Annotated in this window: 14 protein-coding genes; 1 reads left to right on the forward strand and 13 read right to left on the reverse strand. The window is 29.4% G+C overall.

The features are described from left to right. The 9 genes from CVV26_03335 to CVV26_03375 all read right to left on the reverse strand — a co-directional run. Positions 1 to 1,178, reverse strand: a 1,178-nt coding sequence (locus tag CVV26_03335) for a hypothetical protein (GenBank protein PKL71992.1), incomplete at its 3' end; no start/stop codon positions are given. Between the two features lie 388 nt (positions 1,179 to 1,566). Then, on the reverse strand, positions 1,567 to 2,070 hold the full coding sequence (locus tag CVV26_03340; GenBank protein ID PKL71993.1) for a hypothetical protein: 504 nt from the start codon (positions 2,068 to 2,070) through the stop codon (positions 1,567 to 1,569). A gap of 178 nt (positions 2,071 to 2,248) precedes the next feature. Beyond that, the gene (locus CVV26_03345; protein PKL71994.1) at positions 2,249 to 2,929 is read right to left on the reverse strand and encodes a hypothetical protein; all 681 of its coding nucleotides are present in this window, start codon (positions 2,927 to 2,929) and stop codon (positions 2,249 to 2,251) included. 115 nt (positions 2,930 to 3,044) lie between these two features. After that, complete coding sequence (locus CVV26_03350) at positions 3,045 to 3,374, reverse strand: hypothetical protein (GenBank protein ID PKL71995.1); 330 nt, start codon at positions 3,372 to 3,374, stop codon at positions 3,045 to 3,047. Positions 3,375 to 3,377: 3 nt separating this feature from the next. Continuing rightward, positions 3,378 to 4,370 carry a hypothetical protein gene (locus CVV26_03355; GenBank protein ID PKL71996.1) on the reverse strand — a complete coding sequence of 331 codons (993 nt, stop codon included), beginning with the start codon at positions 4,368 to 4,370 and terminating at the stop codon, positions 3,378 to 3,380. A 42-nt stretch (positions 4,371 to 4,412) separates the two neighbouring features. Then, positions 4,413 to 5,825: an adenosylhomocysteinase gene (locus tag CVV26_03360; GenBank protein PKL71997.1), complete on the reverse strand. Its 1,413-nt coding sequence runs from the start codon at positions 5,823 to 5,825 to the stop codon at positions 4,413 to 4,415. 5 nt (positions 5,826 to 5,830) lie between these two features. Further along, complete coding sequence (locus tag CVV26_03365; protein ID PKL71998.1) at positions 5,831 to 6,757, reverse strand: carbohydrate kinase family protein; 927 nt, start codon at positions 6,755 to 6,757, stop codon at positions 5,831 to 5,833. A 12-nt stretch (positions 6,758 to 6,769) separates the two neighbouring features. Beyond that, positions 6,770 to 7,942 (reverse strand): methionine adenosyltransferase, encoded by a 1,173-nt coding sequence (locus CVV26_03370; protein PKL71999.1) that lies wholly within the window; start codon positions 7,940 to 7,942, stop codon positions 6,770 to 6,772. Between the two features lie 108 nt (positions 7,943 to 8,050). Further along, a complete protein-coding gene (locus tag CVV26_03375; protein ID PKL72000.1) occupies positions 8,051 to 9,430 on the reverse strand; it encodes a hypothetical protein in 1,380 nt (459 codons plus the stop codon). 315 nt (positions 9,431 to 9,745) lie between these two features. Between CVV26_03375 and CVV26_03380 the strand changes: the two genes are divergently transcribed. Then, positions 9,746 to 10,273, forward strand: a complete 528-nt coding sequence (locus tag CVV26_03380; GenBank protein ID PKL72005.1) for a hypothetical protein — start codon at positions 9,746 to 9,748, stop codon at positions 10,271 to 10,273. 2,783 nt (positions 10,274 to 13,056) lie between these two features. Here the strand turns inward: CVV26_03380 and CVV26_03385 are convergent. The 4 genes from CVV26_03385 to CVV26_03400 form a co-directional block, all read right to left on the reverse strand. After that, entirely contained in the window at positions 13,057 to 15,426 is a 2,370-nt protein-coding gene (locus tag CVV26_03385) for a hypothetical protein (GenBank protein ID PKL72001.1), read from the reverse strand. Next, a complete protein-coding gene (locus tag CVV26_03390; protein ID PKL72002.1) occupies positions 15,375 to 20,069 on the reverse strand; it encodes a hypothetical protein in 4,695 nt (1,564 codons plus the stop codon). Before CVV26_03390 ends, CVV26_03385 begins: the two co-directional genes overlap by 52 nt. Before the next feature lie 65 nt (positions 20,070 to 20,134). Further along, on the reverse strand, positions 20,135 to 20,950 hold the full coding sequence (locus CVV26_03395) for a hypothetical protein (GenBank protein PKL72003.1): 816 nt from the start codon (positions 20,948 to 20,950) through the stop codon (positions 20,135 to 20,137). Positions 20,951 to 21,009: 59 nt separating this feature from the next. Further along, the coding region (locus CVV26_03400) for a hypothetical protein (GenBank protein PKL72004.1) at positions 21,010 to 21,857 on the reverse strand (848 nt) is incomplete at its 5' end.

The following is a 21,857-nucleotide window of genomic DNA, read 5'->3' on the forward strand; positions in this document are numbered from 1 at the left end:
GCTTGAGCTGCTGATATTCTAACATCATAATCTTCATCTTCAATCATTTTTTTTAAAATTGGTAAAGCTTCTTCACCTAAATTACCTAAGGCTTGAGCTACTGATATTCTAACATCATAATCTTCATCTTCAATCATTTTTTTTAAAATTGGTAAAGCTTCTTCACCTAAATTACCTAAAGCTTGAGCTACTATTTTTTTAACATAATAATCTTTATCTTCAATCATTTTTTTTAAAATTGGTAAAGCTTCTTCACCAAAATTACCTAAGGCTTGAGCTACTGCTCTTCGGACATCAAAATGTTCATCTTCAATCATTTTTTTTAAAATTAGTAAAGCTTTTTCACCTAAATTACCTAAAGTTTGAGCTACTGATATTCGGACATCAAAATGTTCATCTTCAATCATTTTTTTTAAAATTGGTAAAGCTTCTTCACCAAAATTACCTAAGGCTTGAGCTACTGATATTCGGACATCAAAATGTTTATCTTCAATCATTTTTTTTAAAATTGGTAAAGCTTCTTCACCTAAATTACCTAAAGCTTGAGCTACTATTTTTTTAACATAATAATGTTTATCTTCAATCATTTTTTTTAAAATTGGTAAAGCTTCTTCACCTAAATTACCTAAAGCTTGAGCCACTGACATTCGAACATCAGAATCTTCATCTTTAATCATTTCTTCTAAATTTGGTAAAGCTTTTTCACCTAAATTACCTAAAGCTTGAGCCACTGACATTCGAACATAATAATCTTCATCTTTAATCATTTTTTCTAAAATTGGTAAAGCTTTTTCACCTAAATTACCTAAAGTTTGAGCTACTATTTTTCTAACTTCAAAATCTCCATATTCAATTATTTTTTCTGAAATTGTTAAGAAATATTCTAAATAGACTAAATCTTTTGAGTTTTTTTTAAGTAAATATAATCCTGCTTTTTTTTCTATAAAATCATTGCTCTCTAAAAGATCTTTTATTTTTTCTTCGGTAATTTCATTTTCATTTTTAATCATTTTTAAAGCCTCTATTCTATTTCTATTTAAAGGGAATTTAAAAGTTTGTTGTGGTTTAAGTCCAGAAAGAGACTCGTAAGTTGTTTTAACCTGTTCTCTTTTCTCCCCAAAAGATGGAGGGTTTTTTTCAGGGTTAGGATTACTTTCTAAAAATTTATTTTCAGACATAATATTTTTGTTTTGCCAAAATATGATTTTAATTAAATTTCATTTATAATTTTTCATAATTGAAGGCAAAAATAGGTTTAGTTTTTTTAGGGCTTGATATTATCATATAATATCATATCTGATTAAAATTTGCAATTATTTCCGTTTTCTTGTCGTAGCAATGTGATAATGTCATAGTACAACAATATAGAAATGTCATACCTGCTAATTTTGTGTCATAATGATTTAGATATATATAATGGGACCGTTCATAAAAGTGTGTCTGGCTTTTTTATTTTTTTTTAATTGATAATTCCAAAATTCATAAGGATAGTTTATCTTATTGAGTTATTCCGCAACTAGTTTAATAAACTTAATATTTATTCTAATCTTAAAACAAATTTAACTATTATAGCAACCATTTTTGACCATTAAACCAAAAATAAAAAATAACACTTAAAACAAGAAGTAATAAAATTGGCATAACAACTTTTTGATAAGGGAAATAAGCGCGATTATTATTTTTTTCTTTTAAAGAATTATACAAAGAAGCTCCAAACCAAAATCCAAAACTACCCACAATAATTCCTAATAATAATTTATCTATATGAAAATTACAAAAACATAGTAAACTATTTTGATGATTTCCTAAAATACCAGTAAAATAAAGTGGGATAATAGTAAATAAATAATATCCTAAAATTACAACAACAACTCTCATTTTAAATTGAATATTTTTTTTGTTAAACCAATCTTCAGTCCAAATAATCAAAGAAACAATTAATCCGCCAACCCAAAGCCCAGTGATCATATCATCAATTCCCAGCCATCTTGAAAATCCAACTCCTCCAGCAACAGTAATGGTACAAATTGGACAAACAGCAAGTGCTTTTTGAGTAAAAAGCAAACTCATTGTAACAATTGAAAAAATGCAAAGTAATATTTTTTTCATAAAAAAAGTAATGAAACCCTACATAAAATTGTTGTTGGCATAGTAAAAATGTATAATTAATTTTTATTAATTTAATTTTAAAAAAATACAAGACAACAAAAATCTTAAGAAATATTTACGAACTCCCAAACATTAAATTTTATTCTTCTTCCACTCTTAATTTATTTAATGTTTCAAGTTTTTCTCTTTGAGCTACTTCAAAATTATAACTATTATAAAATAATTCTATTAAACTTTGCGTATCTAATTGAATAGATTTTATTCCCATAGAAGATAAGCCTGAAATAATATAACTAACTTCTCTTAAAAGAACAATTTTATATTTTTCAAATTTTTTTCTATCCAATGTAATTTTAGAAGCTGAAGAAAAAAGCTCAGCTGTTTGAGCAAAAAATCCTTTCTTTGAATCTCCTAATGGATTATAAGAAATCACCACATAAAAACGTTTGCTCATAATATCCCCTAATTTGATTAATTCACGAATAAATTGAATATAATCAGTAATTTGTGTTTTTAATAATTCATTCATTATTTCTTTTTTTATCTGTTCTAAATTTAATAAATAATAATCAATATTTAATAAACGAGATTGAATAATCACTTGAATAGGTCTTCTTAAAGAATTAAGAAAACTAACATAATTTTGAACAATTGCTTCTTGTTCTTCTTCTGATTTTAAAGCAAAATTAATACTAGAAACTAAAAGAACAGCTTTTAAAGAACCGTCATTAAAAACAACGACATTGTCTTTGATCTCGGCGATATTTAAATATTTTTGCGTTGAAGATAATTTATTAGATTTTATTGATTTAGATTTCATAAAACAAAAATTAACTTTTTAGAATTTTCTTTAATTTAAAATTTATAATTTATAATTTCTCATTTCTTAATTTATTCTTCCCCTTTATAACTACCTCCTGTATCAACAATTAAAGTTAGTTCTGAAAGTTTAGTTTGCTTTTTTTTATTTGATGATGGCTCAGTTTTTCTTTTTTCCAAATTCTTAATGCTGGTTTTCTATAAGTTTTAATAAAAGCAATTAAAAAAATATGAAAAAGCTGTCCATTCGGTTTATAAAATGCAAAAAGAGAAACAATTACTAAAATAACCACCGCTTCTAATAAAAACAAAGAAAAATCAGACAGTTTAAAGCAAATAAAAATTAAAAGCCCTGCTATCAAAAAAATAACAAATTGACGCGTGGTCACTTTTCCAATAATTGTATTTTCAACACTAATAAATTGTGGAACAGCAAATTGATTCATAATTTAAAATCTTAATTTTTTATTTAAATCTGTTATTGCTTCAAATTCCTCCAATGTTAAAGTTAATAATCCATTACTAATATTTTCATTAATTGCTTCAGAAATAGAAATATTTTTTCTCAAACTAATTCTGCCTATTTCTAAATATAATTTATTTATCTCTGTATTTTGCCAAGCTTTAATACCTTCTGCTTTTTTAATTAAAGAATCTTTTCCTAAAATATCTATCTTTTCTTTAATTTTTTGCACCACTTCTTGAGGAGTATCGCCTAATTTTCTAAATTCATTTAATGTAAAATTTCTTAATTCTTCTATTGGTCCAATTAATTTATGAGTAAATTTTATGCTTTCGGTTTTTGGTTTTGAAGACTCAAAAACAGGACGATTTAAATTAGTTGGCAAAGAATAGTTAGTAGTTCGTAACTGTTCCTCTATATTTTCTTGTTTTTGTGTCTCTATGCTTTCTTGTTTTTTTGTTTTTATCATTTCCCATATTTCTTTCTGCTGTTCATTTTCTATGGCTTCATCTTTAACTAAAATTTCTTCTTCAGGTTCTTCTTCTGAAGAAATTTTTAAATAATTTATCAAAAAAACTAATTCTTTAAAATCAATTTTTTCTTTTTTTGCCACCTCTTTTAAAACAAGGAATAATTCTTTTTTAAAACTATTTCTCTCTAAAATTGGCAAACCAATTATTTTTGATTTAACACTTTCTAAAATATCTTCCGCAGAAATTTTTAAAATTTCTCTAATATTTTTTTTAAAAAAATCTAAAACTTCTAATTCTGAAAATAAAGAAAAAGTTAACAATTTTAATTTTACTAATAAAAGTTGATATAATTCTTTTTGTAAGAATGGCGCTTTTTCTTCTAAAAAATTAATTAACTTTAAAGCTTCTTTAATTTGTTTATTAATAATTATCTCTTGAACAATTTTTTCTGTTTTTCTAAAAACTTCTGGATCTTTTAAATTTTCTATTTCATTTAAATTTAACATAAAATAGCTTTTAGCTTTTAAGAAATTAAAATTCAAAATTTTTTAGTATTTATAACTCTCTGATTTATATGGACCAGTAATTGAAATGCCTAAATAATCAGCTTGTTTTTTGGTTAATTTAGTAAGTTTTGCTCCTACTTTTTCTAAATGCAATTTTGCCACTTCCTCATCTAATTTTTTAGGCAAGCAATAAACGCCAATTTTATATTTTTTAGTCCATAATTCAATTTGAGCCAAAACCTGATTTGAAAAAGAATTACTCATTACAAAACTAGAATGTCCTGTGGCGCAACCCAAATTAACCAACCGACCTTCGGCCAATAAAATTATTGAATTACCATTAGGAAAAAAATATTGATCAACCTGTGGTTTAATATTTTGTTTTTTTATTTTAGGTATTTTTTCTAATTGTTCTACTTGAATTTCATTATCAAAATGCCCAATATTGCAAACAATTGCTTGATCTTTCATTTTACTCATATGCTCGGCAGTAATAATATCAAAATTACCAGTAGCTGTAATATAAATATCTCCTTTTGTTAAAATATTTTTTATAATATCCACTTCAAATCCTTCCATTGCCGCTTGTAAAGCGCAAATTGGATCAATCTCAGTTACAATTACCCGAGCGCCAAAAGCTCTCATGCTTTGAGCGCAACCCTTACCCACTTCACCATATCCACAAACAACAACCACTTTTCCAGCAATCATTACATCAGTGGCTCGTTTAATTCCATCAGCTAAAGATTCACGACAACCATATAAATTATCAAATTTAGATTTAGTTACTGAACTATTCACATCAATTGCAGGGAAAAAAAGTTTATTTTGTTTTAACATTTGATGAAGTCGATTAACACCAGTTGTTGTTTCTTCGGAAACTCCTTTAATATTTTTAATTATCGTTTGCCAATAGGTTTTATTTTTTTGATAAATCAATTTTAATTTATCAATCAATTCTTTAAAATCTTGTCCTTGTTTTGAATAATCTTTTTTTAAAAGTTCTGAATTTTGTTCAATTTCTACTCCTTTATGAATCATTAAAGTAGCATCTCCTCCATCATCAACAATTAAATTTGGGCCTTGATTGTCACCAAAATTTAAAGCTTGCTCAAGACACCACCAATAATCTTTTAAGCTTTCTCCTTTCCAAGCAAAAACAGGAATTCCTTTTTTGGCAATTGCGGATGCGGCATGATCTTGAGTAGAAAAAATATTACAAGAAGCCCAACGCACTTCAGCTCCTAATGCTGTTAAGGTTTCAATTAAAACCGCTGTTTGAATAGTCATATGTAAAGAACCAGTTATTTTAGCTCCTTGCAAAGGTTTACTTTTAATATATTTTTTACGAATAGCTAAAAGTCCGGGCATTTCTTTTTCAGCAATGTTAATTTCTTTTCGTCCGAATTCAGCTAAATTTATATCTGCGATTTTGTAATTTTTAGTTTGAGTCATAAAATTTATAATTTAACATTACTTAACTTTTTATCAATCTCCTTCCGTGTAAAAAAATGATTTTGAGTTCCATAATTTTCTATTGCATATTTAGCGACTAAACTAGCATATTTTCCACAAATTTTTAAATCTTTACCTTCAATATAAGCAGTAAAAAAACCAGCTCTATAAGCATCGCCAGCACCAGTTGGATCTTCTATTTTTTTTAACAAACAAGAATCAATATTTATTGTTTCATTTTGAGTAATTATCTTTGAACCTTTTTCTTCTAAAGTAATAATAATTACTTCGGTTTTATTTAACATTTTAGAAATATTCCATTTAGTTTTTTTCTGCATTAATTTAATTTCATAATCATTGCCAATCACAAATTTAGCTTTGGAAATCATTTCTTGTAATTCTTTTTTTTTAAATTCAGTAATTTGTTGACCCGGATCAAAAACAAATAAAATCTTATTTTCATAACATTCTCTAGCATATTTTATCATATTGTCTTTATAAGTAGGAGAAATTAAGGCTAATTTAATTTTCTCTTTTATTTTATTAATGCTTTTGTTTGTTGTTTCTTTTAAAGCCCCGCTATAAAAAGCAGAAATTTGATTATCTTTTTTATCAGTAATTATATAAACGCTAGCTGTGTTTTTTTGTTTAGAAATATTTATATATTTATTTTTGATTTTATATTTTTTAAAATGAGATAAATAATCTTGAGCATCAGCGCCCAAAGAAGAAAATATTATTGGTTCTTCTCCCAATAATTTTACATTATATGCAATATTTCCAGCACATCCGCCAAAATTTTTTTCAATTTTATCTACAGCAAAACTTACATTTAAAATATGCAATTGTTTAGGCATAATGTGATTTTTAAAAGAATCTGGAAAATCCATCACATAATCATATGCCAAAGATCCAACTATTAAAATAGACATGAAAAAATAATTTTAAATTTTTAAACTTTTTAAGTTTCCTTCTTTTCTTAAAATACCTGCTTTGTCTGTTTTTTCCCATGGTAAATTCAAATCCTTTCTCCCAAAATGTCCATAAGAAGCTGTTTGTTTATAAATTGGTCTTTTTAAATTAAGCTGTTCTATAATGGCTCTTGGTTTAAAATCAAAATGTTTTTTTATTAACTCAACAATTTTGTCTTCTGAAATTTTATTAGTATTAAAAGTTTGAATATAAATATTAACCGGTTCAGCAATGCCAATCGCATAAGCTACTTGAAGCTGACATTTATCAGCTAATCCTGAGGCAACAATATTTTTTGCCACATACCTAGCCATATAAGCGCCACTACGATCAACTTTGGTTATACATTTACCTGAAAAACAACCCCCGCCATGAGCGCCAATTCCACCATAAGTATCAACAATAATTTTCCGACCAGTTAATCCTGTATCAGCTGGCGGTCCACCAATAACAAACCGCCCGGTTTCATTAATAAAAATTTTAGTTTTTTTATCCAATAAATCGCCTAAAACAAATTTAATAACTTTTTCTTTAATGTCCGCTCTCAATTTTTCCGTTTTTATTTTATCATTATGATGAGTAGCAATTACAATTGTTTCAATCCGTTTAGCTTTGTCACCATCATATTCTATTGTTACTTGACTTTTACCATCAGGTCGCAAATAAGATAGGATTTTCTTTTTTCTAACTTCAGCTAATCTTTTTGTTAATTTATGAGCTAAAATAATTGGCAAAGGCATTAATTCTAAAGTTTCATTACAAGCATAACCCCACATTAAGCCTTGATCTCCAGCGCCTTGCTCTTTATGTTCTCCTTTGCCAACATCAACTCCTTGAGCAATATCAGGACTTTGTTCGTGCAAAGTTACAATTACGCCTACATCGTCACAACAAAAACCATATTCTTGTTTATCATAACCAATTTCTTTTAATGTTTTTCTAACCACTTGTTCAATATTAACATAGGCTTTGGTTCTGGCTTCTCCACCAACCAAAACCAAACCAGTGGTACAAAAACATTCAATTCCAGCATGTGTATCTGGATCTTGTTTTACCATTTCGTCATAAATAGCGTCACTGATTTGATCACAAATTTTATCTGGATGACCTTCAGTAACAGATTCGGAAGTTATTAATTTTTTCATAATAGATTTCTAAATTAGATTATACTTAAAACGATTTTTATTGTTTATTTTTTAAAAAATTGATTTATTGAAAATTGAAAATCGATCATTAAAAATTTTAAAATTTTATTAACTCCATCTAAATTCTCCTTTATCAGCGTTAAAATAAACCATTTTCCCAAAATCTCTATTAAACACACTTAAAATATTAGCAAATTGAACACCAATTTTTGCTGAATCATTTTCACTCAACCCTAATTTATTTTTTAAAATATATTGCAATAATAAATTTGTATATTTAATAGAGTTTGATAATCTTTTAAGATCATCCACGGTTATTGTCTCTCCTAACTCAGAAAGAAAAACAATAAATCCTTGACCGATTTTTTCATCTTTTACTAATTCTGGAAGTTCATTAATTTGAGCCAAAATTTTTAAAGCAGCAATAGCTTTTTCTATTTCAGGTACAACTAAAGCTTGTTTTAAAATAATTTTAATTTTTTCTGAATCTTTTTTTGTATCATCAATAATTTCTCTTTCAAAATTATAAATCACTTTTTGCTCTAAATGCCCTTTAAAATAACCGGCTAAAATTTTTTCTTTTGTTGAAATTTCTTCTTTGATTGGGCGAATGCCATTCGTACCTACGGAATTTTCTGGGAGTACACTAGGGTACGCCTCTACAATATTATTTTTTTGTTTTAATGGTTGCAAAATTTTTTCAAACTTTGCTGAATCTTCAAGATCTTTTATTGCTTTTTTATAACTATAAATTGCTTTTTCATTTTCTGGATAAAAAATACCTTCCTTTATCACGCCTATTTTTCCCTCTTCATTAACAGAAATATCTTCCTCAAACCCCTCTAAAGTTAAGGAAGAAAGTTTTAATTTTTCATATAAATTAATTAAGGTTCTAAATTTTTCTTTTTCTAATGGTTTTAATTTTTTAACATTGGAATTTGAAACAAGAAATTGGGCTATTTTGAGACGAGGCAAAGGACTAGTACCTAAAAGTCTATTATATATTAAAAGCCAATTGCTTATTGATGGTTTATATTTTTTATCATCTTGAACAAGTATTTGGCTAGTAAAAATTTCTTTATTTCGTAAAAGCGCTTCTATAATTTTCTTTTTCAATTCATCTCTATCTTCACAAAATGAAATAGAAATTAATTTTAATTTAATTTTTTCCCAAATATCAAAAAATTCTAATTCAAAAACTTTAACAAAATTTTCTTCAAAAAGAAAAATAATTTCTCTTTCAGAAAGCCAAAATAAAGTTAACCATTTTATTTGAAGGTTTAAATCTTGGTATCTTTCAAATAAATAAGGATAATTTTCTTTAAAGTTAGGAAATCCATTTATCAAAATGGTTAAATTTTTACTGAAATCAAAAGCTTCTTTTGTCATATTAAATTTGACAAAATCCTTGACTCCTTTTTCCATTTCTTCGCAAACCTCTGTTTTTTCAATATGAAATTCTTCTAATAATTCTTGAATTGTAGACATAATAAAAATTAAATTATAAATTTTTAAATTATATTTCTGTTGTAGGAGCGAAACCACGTTTTCGCCCTGTTTATTATGGGCGATTACATAGAATCGGCCTACGGAATTTCCCGATCGTAGGGGCGAAACCACGTTTTCGCCCTGTTTACGGAATTTCCCGATCGTAGGGGCGAAACCACGTTTTCGCCCTGTTTATTATGGGCGATTACATAGAATCGCCCCTACATAATTTTATTTATTTTTTTTATTTCTGTGCCTTTTGTGCATCTTGTAAGGCTGTATCTGCTATTCCTTGGTCTGCTATTGCTTTTGCTAATGTTTGTTGCGCAGTTTGTGCTGTTGCGTTTGCTGTTAATTCTGTTTTCTTTGCTGCTGTTTCTACTCGTGTTGCTGTTGCTAATTTTTGTTGCTCTTTTGTTGCATCTATTGTTGCTTTTGTTGCATCTATTGTTGCTTTTGCTAATGCTTGTTGCGCTATTATTATTTCTTGTTGCAATTTTGCCACTTCTTTTGCCGCATTTGCCGCTTCTTTTAATAATTGTTCCCGTACTGCTCCTTTTGCTGCTGCTGCTCCTGTTGTTGCTGTTGTTATTTTTAATTGCTGTTCTTGTTGATCTTGTTGTTTTTGTTCCAAAGTCTCTCTTTTACTTTCTTCTTTATTTTTTGCTGTTGTTTCTATTGTTTCCTTTGCTATTACTACTTTTTGTTGCGCAGTTTTTGCTGCTGTTGCTTGTATTGTTGCTGTTGTTGCTGTTGTTACATCTGTATCTGCTATTTTTTTTGCCTGTGCTGCTGTTGTTCTATTTGTATCTGCTATTTTTTTTGCTTGTTCTGTTTTTGTAACCGAAAATTGTACATCTGTTTCTGCATTTGCAACTCTATTTACTAAAGATTTACCTGCTTCTGTTTTTTGTATTTTATCAATTAAAGTATCAACTTCATTATTATTTTCATTTTTCCAAAGTTTTTTTAACATATTTTCCATACTACCATTTTTACCGCCAGTATTAAATAATTTTATTAATTCAGGACTTAATTCTCCTCTACCAACAAGATCTTTTATAGATTGAAAACCATCCTGAATTAATAATTTACCAGGATCAGTTATTTCGCCAGTTTTTTCTGTAATAAGTTTTGGTATTTTTTGAAATATTTCTCTTCCACTTTTTGATGCTCTTATTTCATTGTATCGAGCTAAATCAATTTCATTTTTATCTCTTTCTTTATATTCACCACTCTTCTTGTTTACACTAACTGTTTTATCAAATTGTACTTGTCCTTGTCTGCCAGCGATCGCGCCAATTTCAGCTTGAAGCCCCAAAGCTTCTTGTGTATCCATATTCAACTTGCCCTTACCTGTTATTTCTTTCATAAATCCCTTATATCCTTCTGTATCTTCACTTCTGCCTTGTGTTCTTAATAAATCATCGAGTCCTTCTTTTTCAGCAATTAAAGCTAAAATAGCCTTCATTTTTAATTCATCTTTTGCTTCTAAAGCATTTTTAAAAGCTCTGGTAAGTTGTGGAACAGTAAAGTCTTTGTGTTTGTCTTTTATTGTAGAAACAAGACTTTTTTCTTTTATTTTGTCTTCCACTGTGTCTGGAGTAATATTATCTTGTTTTTTATTTATTTTACCTATTTTTTCAAAACCATCGCTAACTTTTTTTGCATCAGCTCCAGCCCCAAGATAAGTATCTTTATTTTTGTTTTTCCAATCTTTAATAAATGTTTCTTTTTCGTTTTTTAAATCTTCACCTTTTAATTTTTTTTGCCCTTGGCTAACGCGCGTAATATTTATTCCATCAATATGATTTTCAATATCATCTTCTAATGGACCATTATCCCATTGTTTTGCTTTTTTAACTTTCCATTCTTTTTCAAATTCTGCCATTTTCACTTTGTCTTCTGGATTTATAGCTGTACAAGTTGAATCTAAAACTATATTATTATCATTTGCATATTTTTCTTTTTCCTTATCATTAGGACCACTTGTTACTTCTCCGCTTATCTTATCTTCTTCTGTTACCTCATCTCTTTTTAACTTTCTTTGTTCTTCTCTGCTATCCCATCTTCCCACACGAAGCGCACCACCTGTGAGAAAAGTTTTTTGAAATCCACTCCATCCTGTATAATTTTTATAATAACCCTCAGCGCCCATACCTGTTAAAGCTCCTCCCCATCCACCTTTTCCCATATTTTTTCCAGCCTCAACATCTCCCTTTCGCATTCGTTCCTCTGCTATTCCTTTTCTACCCTCGCCCCATCGTTTCATAAGTTCCATTGGATTTAATAAAACTCCTTTTCCAATACCAAAAGGAAGTTCGCCAGCATACATCTTTTTGCCTGCCCAACCCAATGTTCCCTTATAAGCCAATTTTGATCCACCAATGCCAACACTTTTAGCGACTTTCATTGCCATGCCAGCGCCAGCAACACCAATTTGCGAAGCCATCATCATTGAACCACATAACATTCCAATAGCAATAATATAACTTAAAAGATGACTTGAACTACTGATAGATGAAATTGTGCCTGAAAGATTATCTGATACCCCTAAAAACGAATCTTCTTTTTCAATTATTTGAGACTTCTCTTTTGTTTCAATAGTTCTAAAGCCTTGAGTTGTTGCCACATCAGCTGTTGACATTACTGTTAAAGATAACCATAAAAAGAAAGCCATTGCCGGTCCAATAATTAAATATTTTGTAAATTCTGTCCACCACTGCCCAGAATATTTTGATCCACCAGGAAAAGCGGAACAAAGATAAGCGATTGGAGAAAGCACCACAAGAAACCACAACATTATAATTCTAATTAAAAAAATTAAAATTGTTCCCACAGTTACAGAAATAGCCACAATTAATAAAACTAACGCTAAAATAAGCGCTCCCATTATTTCTAATAAACCTGTTTCTGCATTTTTTGCTGCTTCTGTTTTCCAACCATAACTTAATAATTGATCTAATCCAAAAGCAGTAGCCAAATTTCCAGCTGCCGCATTTTTATAACCATCAACAAAAGTCATTGTCACTACCTGGCTCACATCAATTAAAAGTCCGCAAATCATTTTGCTAAAATTGATCAAAATAGCCATTAATAATAATTTTGGCAATAATTTTTTATAATTATAACTTTCAAGTCCTAAAATTGTGCTAATGGCAATAATTAAAAGAACAATAACAAAAAACATATTTGCCAAATCCCTAATAATTACCCAGCCCTCGGTTACTGCTGGAGCATCAATAAAACCATTATATAAGCTAACAGCGATTAATATTTGAATAATAACAATTAAAACATTGGCTAAAAGTTTAACTATTGCATATATTATCCAAGATACTGGCGCTATTAAAATATTTCCTACTACACCTGTTATCCATCCTATAGGATCCGCTGCATTAACTGAATTGGGAACTACAAAAAAAACACCACACAAAAGAAAAATTGGCAAGATAAAGAAAAATATGAATTTGTGTTTTTTTAGAAACATAAAAAATTAATAAATTTATGGGGTAGATAAGAGCCTCTGCTCTCATTTTTTGGTTGGAGCAGAGGCTCCAACCTACCCAAATCTTTTGGTTAGAACATCCCAACCGTAGGGGTTGAACCCCGTTTAATTCGTACAATTATTGAATCGTAATTGTTGGACCAGAAATAAATGAATCTCCTAGACATTTTGTATCGCCAGCATATTTTCCATTTGTACACCATCCCCAATTATCTTTTACACTTACTTTAATCGTATGTGTTCCTGTTGTTGTATAAATATGGCTATATTGAAAATATGTCTCAATGCAAGCTTGCGGTTGATCTCCAAAATCTATTGATAGACCACATTTTTCTTTATGATTTTTAATTTTCGCCGATGTTATGGTTTTAGTAGAATTATCGCCCCAATCTATAATAATCTCTCTGATTGGCATTTGATCTTTATCTGCCCATGCATAAAATTTTACCACTGCGGAAAAACCCTTTTCGCCCGCTATTGCTATTGTTTTAGATGTTTGATTATTAACTGTAAATTTATTCTGATCACCTCCTGGACACCAATTTTTTGCAATATCACATGAATCATTCACTTTTACTGCTTGAATTTTCGGCGCAGAATTTACTGAATCCGCTCCTCTTATAGTTTCCGCCACATCCCAAGATTCATTTCCTTCTTTATAAGAAGCTAGCACCGCTTCAACTGTACTTTCAACACATTTTCCTCTATTTATTGTACATCCTAAATCATCAGCACATTCTTCACCCATTTTTATTCCATTTATACAATATTTTTCTATTCTACATTGTCCATCTAAAATAATCTCTCCTTCTTTCTCATCCTCCTCACATTTTTCATTATTTTTTATTACTTGTATTCTTTCATTTTTTTCATTTTTACACTCTTTTAAAGAATCTATATTTTTACAATCTGTATTAGGATTACAACTTTTAATGCTACAAAATCCCGAAATTGCAGGTGGAGTTCCAATACCTAACCCGCTACAAATTCCAGAAGAACACATTGCATTACTATTGCATAGAATATTTTTGTCATTGCACTCATTATTATTACAACTAACTTTCTCTAAACAATTTAAATTATCAAAATTAGGTCTACAGCTTGTGCTATCTTTTGTTGTATCTAATATACCTAAACCATTGCTACAAGTATTTGCCTTACATGCTCCTTTTATTAAACAATCACCATCTCCTTTACAAAAAAAATCTCTGTCATTTTCACAAACTTTATTTGTATATGCTTCATGCCCATTTGTCCAATTATAAATTCCCATTGATTTAGCAAAAATATTTTTAAGGTCTATATTCTTATCTACATAATCATTAACTCCTTGTAACCCACTACCTTCTACTATCCCACAAATTTTCCCTGTTTTCATAAGATAAATAGGATTAGTTGACATAGTTGAGCTAGCAGGTAAAGCGCCAAATGGTTCGCATAAACTATTATAAGTATATAAATTATTATAACTATATTTAATTAAAGGTTTATTTTTCGCTTGCCAAAATCTATCTGTCCATGCTTTATTTTCATTAATATTTCCAGTATTTAATTTTGACATAGTAACCGCCTTGCTACACATTTTAAATGCATTACAATCAGTTGCATTATTTATACCTGTTACTTTTTTATTAGTAATTTTATCATAACAACCATCCCCATTTGTCGGAGTACAACTCCAATCCACACGAACAGCTCCCCAATCTGTATGACGTTTATGACAATATTGTATATATCCATTATTATTATTGGGGCAACCTTTACCACCACATCCTGCACCCCAAAGTCCATTCTTGTCCGTACCGTAACCTGTTGTTCTATATTCAAAACTTCCTTCTTTTTCTAAACAATAATAAGGGCCAGAGCCAAATCCCAATCCAGAGGCATCGAATCCTGCTCCTGGAAAATCTAAATCTGCGCTTGTTTCTCCATTTACTAAATCAACTGGAAACCAGGTTAAACAAGCTGTCTCACCTGTTGTTTTATTAATCAAAGTATCCCTGTCGTTTTCTAAACAATAACCCTTCCAACCCAAATATTGATTCATTTTTTTAATAGCCGAACATTGACCTTTATTGTCAGTTTTACAGTCTGTATCCTTTGTATCACAACAATCTTTATTAGAACTACATGATGTTCCTATTATTTTAGCGCTTCCTTCAGTACATAAACCGGTTATTGTTGTTGTATTAGGTCTAAAATATGATGTACTATAATTTGTTGTTTCCATTTTTGTATAACTACACTCGCAATTATTACCATCCTCGCCACAAACACTGGCGCTTTGAAATCCATCCTGCTCAACGATATTTTTTGAAAAAGGCGCAGTCGCTTCCGGATAAGCGCGACAGGATTTAGATATTCCATTTGCTACTATACCAGCTTTATAAATCAATCTCCAATCAGATAAATCTTTTGTTGAATTATCTTTTTGCGTCAAGGTATAAATTGGATATTGGCTAGCAATTGAATAACCACTATAATCCAAACCCTCCCAAGAAATATTTCTTTTTGTATAATTTCATCGCAACCAGAAGTAGTATCATCTGCAAATTTTTTACATAACCCATTTTCATCACAAATATTTTTTTTCTTTCCCTCATTAAATATTTCTGTACTATTTTTACAGGATAACCATTGTCCGCAAACACGATCACGATCAACCTTAATAATTGTATTAGCTGTGCACGATTGTGATCCTTTCTCACATACAACTGGCGAAACAGCCTTTTTATTCTCTTTTTCTAATTCATAAGTTGCTGTTGCGTTATAAATTAATTCTTTTTTTGAGGTATCATTGAATAAAATTTTCCCTTCTTTTTTACTCACTAATCCATTTGGCGAAGTTCGATCAATCTTGTTATTATTTAAATAATAAAACGATTGATTGTCTAATGGATCAATAAATTCCGTACAGCTGGACTGTTCTTTTGGGCACATTCCAACCCAACCGCTAATAATATCTCCATTTTTTTTACAGTTCAGATATTCATTTTTAGTTCCTCTTTGATACCATTTAGGTTCTGATTGTTCCGAAATTTTTTTCAATTCACATTCGCAATTTGGTTTGCCAGATTCAGTTCCTTTTTGATACCAACCATATTCTGTTTCGCCTGTGACTAATTTATATTCACACACCTTATCGCCTGGATCTTTAAAATAAAGAATTGAAGCATTATTTTCTCCATATTTATATTCCTGACAAGATGTTTCATTGCTATTACAAAGAGTTGTTGTATAAAAATCAGGATCATTTTTTAAATAAACATCTCGCCAAATTCCATTTCCTTCCTTATCTTCTTTAACACCATTACTAGCATTAAGTTCTGGTAAACCCAAAGCCTCGCAACCTTTTTCTTGAGAAGCGCAATAATTTTGCGGATTATTTACAAAATAAGCCATTACATCTGAAGCAGTTGTCTTTCCTTTTATTTCCACAGAAGCATAAGGAAAAGTGGAATTTTGAGTATCAATTAATGCCTGACATCCAATCAGTTCTTCTTTACAAAGAGAAGAAAAACCCTTTAAATAATTAAAAGCACCATTTCTATTTTGATATTCAGCGCAATTTAACATTGATCCAGATCCATTTTCTCCAGCGCAAGAAGCAGGGACCTCCCAAGAATTTTTTATTAAATAAATGTCATTGATTTCTTTTAAAGAAATATTATCAACAAAAACATTGCCAACAATTTCTAATATTTCATTTTCAGACACTTCACGATTAAATAAAACTGGTCCAAAAGAATATTTATTCCATTCCATTGAAACAGATTGTATTCCAAAAAATATTTTTTCAGACGTTCCATTATTAAAATTTACTGAAACATCTTGTTTAGTTTCTGTGCCTGATTTTGCCCAGAAAGAAATTTCATAAGATTTATTTTGAATTAATGAATCTGACATTACCCCTACGCTAGATTTAATTAAATTAGCCAAAGCACCAGTACCTTCAGATTTTATAGAATTTCCACTAATCGCTTCTGCTTCACTTGTAATTGAGGCATTTACCCATCCTTTAGAATCTTTATCTTCAAAATTGTCTTGCAAAACGATTCTAAAATTATCACCTTGTATTCCTCTATAAGCGCGACATCCCATATTTCCAGCGGAACAAGTTTGTCCTTCGCTTGGAATAGCCATATAAATACATTGTTTTTTATTTCCATCCCAAACTCCACCCTTATTAATACACTCGCTCATACTAGTAACTCCAGATTTTCGTAAAGGATGACAATCATCAGAACAGGAAATTGTTTTTTTATAAAGCTTATAAGAAATATTCCCTAGCTCATCATAAAATTGTTTACATTCTGGATGATTCATTGCGTCTTCTTCAGAATTACAATCCTCTGCTCCAATATTATCAGTAGTTTTTGGCACATTTCCATCTTTTTGTAAATTATAAGTTTTTATTTGAAATCCCTGTGTATCTGATCCAAAATAAGTATAAAAAACACCGCAAGTACTTTCTGGTTTTACGCATTGTCTTAAAGAAGTGTAATATTCCTTGCTTTCTCCTCCTTTAGCCAATTCATCTAAATTAGTAAATTCTTCGCAACCTGCTTCGCTAATTGAACATTGTTTTCCATTTGGAATTAAATCAACAGGAAAAACTGAGTTTTCAAAATTTGTTGCTAATTGATGATAAGATTTATATCCCACACATTCTTTAGGACAAACATTTTCAGTTTTTGCAATTCCTGGAATCCACGGTTCTTTATTGGTTGGCGTATATTTTTCGCAACCAACGTTTGCTTCATCGCATTGCATTCTATTTTTATTTAAATAAATTTTATTTTCCTTTGCATAATTAAAATAATTATCATCCGTGTTGCCAACTTTATGAACTTCATTAAAAACATTTTGCGCTGTTATTATTAAAGGATATTCTTCGTTTTTTATATCAGTTAATTGAATAAATTCATGACAACCATCATCTTTAGCATTACAAGTTTGAACATTTTTATTAAAATATATTCTCTTTGCTGATAAAAGACTATTATCTTTAATACATTTATTAAACACCGTATCACCTGTTGCTATTTTTGTTTTATTACACAACTCTTTACCTTCAATATATGCTTTTGAATACCACAAACAGCCGGCATTACTACTATCACAACCAACTGTATCTAATGTCTTTTTTAAATAAGAAACCTGTGCCTGTGTTTCTTTTTGAAAAGTTTGACAATTATTAAAACGTTCTGGACATTCATCTCCGTCAAATCGCCAAATGTTTTTTTCTCTGACGCAATATCCCCACGCGCCTGCGCAAGTACCATCAGCATTTTCTTTTAAACAACTTTTTGCATCTACACAAATTGAACCTCTTTGGGTTGATTGAGGTGCTTCTAAAATTGATCCGAATACCTTAGCGCCACATTGATGTTGTGGGGACTTTAAAATCCAATTTGGATCAACTAAATGATAAAAATTACTACCTTCTGGTCCATTAAACCCTTGCACAATTTCTTTTAGGCTCTTGCTAGAAATATTTGTATTATCTACTAATTTTTGCGCGGCTATTTCTAACCCCACTGGAACAATCCGCGCCAAGCGCATTTTTTTAATATTTGCCAAACTAAATCCTTCATCCTGATCACCCTTGCCTAAAATTCTTCCATTTTTATTCTTACCAACTGGAAAATTAATCCAAGGATATTTATCTTGAGCATCAATTGCATCTTGAAAACTTATTTTTTCATTATTTTGTAATATCGTTCCCATTGTTTGAGGTATTACACAATTATCTACTTGGGCAAAATTCAAATCATCTGGACAGCTTAAATAATTTGATAAAACATCATAATTTCCACCAGAAATAATTTGGGGAGTAAAAATTGAAGAATAAATTTTTTCTGCTGCTTTGATACTTGTTGTACTACCTGTCGCGCCATGATCACTTAAATCTGGATTATCATCATTACTAAATCCTTTTTCCATTAATATTTTTAAAAAATTTGAAGCATATGTTTTAGCAAAAACTCCAAACGCATCAGCCAATATGTTACCTGTTTGTTTTTTTTCATCAGCGCCTTTTGTAAATACCTTACCTAACCATGATTTTTTTATCCAAGCAGGTGTTTTTATTTTTTTACTAATAAGACTTTTTGTAGAAAATATTCCATTATCAATTGTTTTTTCTTCTTCTATTACTGCACCTGCTTCTTTGTCATACATTTTAGTCATTAAGGATAATTGAACGCCAATATCATTAGCATTGGGGTTAAAATATGATTGATAATCCACCCAATCTTCTAATTTTGTCCGACTTTTTAATTCTTTATAATGTTTACTTATTTTAGAAAGCGGACATTCGGGTTGAACTTCTTCAAAAGCCGCTCCTTTAATTCCACCGATAATTTGGGCTCTTAATTTTAAATCAGTTTCGCAAAGATCAATCCTCGGAACTAAACACTTTCCTTTTCCAGCAAGACACTCATCTTCTACTGTATATTCAACTCCGTTTTTTCCATATTGTTTCATTGGTACAGGGTCTTTTAGACCCTGCATAGCAGCTTCCATTGGAGAAATTCCTGTCCAATTTTTATAATCAGGACAATCTGTATCTGTTTTGCAAAGACTTGGCTTATATTTACATACTCTTGGGACGCCTACTGTTGGACATACTGTAGCTTCTGTCTCTTTTGTACAAAAAACAAAATCTTCTGATGCATTATTTTTTTCGTCTTCAGAAGGAGCTCTAAAAAGTGGTTTACCACCCTTAGTAACATTACAGACGCCACCCATTTTTCCTGTGGCTAAATTATTTAAAAAATCCCCTGCTGCGCCATCACCTATTCTTTTATAATACTCTTTTGGATTTGTTATAAAATCAGTTTTTTGTCCACTCTTTCCTGAGGAAAGAGCAATTGCCGCATCATAAGCTATTTTGTTTGTATATTTTTCTAATCCTTGATTATAAAGAAAAGCACTGGTTTTTTTATACATCTTTTGAAAAAAATCCATAATTATTCTAGGAAGATCTGTAATAGTAGCATTAAGACCTGCCTGAGCTGGCTGGGGAACTAAAAGCATTGGCGTAATCAAAGAAAAAAGAAAAACAAAAAAAACTATCATTGTAATAATTTTTTTGTATTTAAAGTTTTTGTTTTTTTGTTTTGACATATTTTTTTGTAGGAATGCAATTACTATCCCTACGCATTGAAAATTGATCATTGAAAATTAATTATTTACTCATTCCCTGCTTCGCTAACTGCTTTTTGAAATAATGTTTTTAAGGTTTCATTATCAATCTGTTTTAATTCCGTTTCATTTATTCCTGATTGTAATAAAAATTCCCTCATTTGATCAACAGACATATTTTGTAAATCCATTGGTTGACTACCCAAATTAGGTATTTCATTTAAATTATTTATTGGAATTTCAGATTGTAAAGGCAAATTATTGCTTTTTTCCAACGGATTAATACCTGTGGTTTTTACTGTTTCATTATAAACATCTCTAATTGTTTTATTATCTGCTTTGTTTAATTCTTCCTGAGAAATTCCATTTTTTAATAAAAATTGTTTAATTTCTTCTATTGATAATTCCGTATTATCAACTTGCAATATGTTCTTATTATTTTCTGTCTCTTCCTGTATTTGAGGAGTTTGAAAAATTCCTGTTTTGTCGCAAATTTTACCTGAAGAACAATTAGGATCTGTCTTTGCTTCAATTTCAACTTTATCTAAAATACCATCAGAATCAGAATCTTTTAAATAAGGCGAAGTAAAATAAACATATGCTTCATCATAATCTGAAATCCCATCCTTATCAGTATCCTTATTTTTTAAATCTTCTATATTTACATTTTCTTTTTGCAAAGACAAATTATTATTTGTCTGATTGTTTTTATTTAAATAATCAAATGGCTTATAAATTCTGTTTTTAATTTGCGTAAATCCTAAAAAAAGTATTAAAACACCAAAACCTGCAAAAACTCCAGCAATTACTTTTTTTTGTTTTAAAAAAGAAATAATTTTTAATTTTAAATTATTATTTTGCATTTCAAATTTTTAATTTTAATGTAATTAGCGTACCACATAAATAGTTAAAAAACAATATTTTAATTTATTTTATCCACACTAATTGTTTCTATTTTTGAATTTTTTACAAACCAATTTTGATAAAATTTCCAAAAATTATAATTTCCATTATAAACATGTGGCGTATAACGATAAAGACAAGCTGTTGCTTTGTTTGAAAGAAAAACTTCTAATGGCTCTTTATTTGTATTAGAAAGAATGATTTTATCGCCAACCTTTGAAGTAATTCCATTTATTTGCGGACCTATTCCTTTAATAAAATTTTGTTGAAACTGCCAAAAAGCATAAGTAATTTGATTGCCAACTCCACCTAATTCTGCCTGAGATTTTGCTTTATTTAAACTATATGTACAAGCTGCCATACTTTCATTATAACCATAACCCAAAAGCCAAGTATGGCGCCACTTATTTGGCATATTTTCTAAAGTAATCACGCTTGATTCTTTTTGAAGAGTAACTAAAAGAACTTGCGGATTAATCTGATGTTCTTGAGCTTCTAAATAAATTAATTCTGAAACTTTTTTCCCAATATTTTTTTGAGAAATTTTTAAAGAATCTTTTCCGCCTTTAAAACAAAAGGGAACATCTTCTTCTGTAGGAATAATATAATTTGCTAAATAACTTTTATTTTGTTCTAAAAAACTTTGAATTTCTTCAACAGTCATTGAATTATAATTTGTAAAATCAGAATCAGAAATTAAATTATTTGGATCAAAAATACATGCTTCTTTTGAAAATTTATTTATTTCGTCTATTAATTGAGGAATCCCTTCAACATTAATAGAAATTGTTACTACTCCTTGTCCTTCAACTAAAGTTAAATCATTAGCCACTAATCTAAATTTTTCTATATATGTTTTTGATTCAA

The organism is Candidatus Kuenenbacteria bacterium HGW-Kuenenbacteria-1 (assembly GCA_002839745.1).
GTDB lineage: Bacteria > Patescibacteriota > Patescibacteriia > UBA2591 > PGYQ01 > PGYQ01.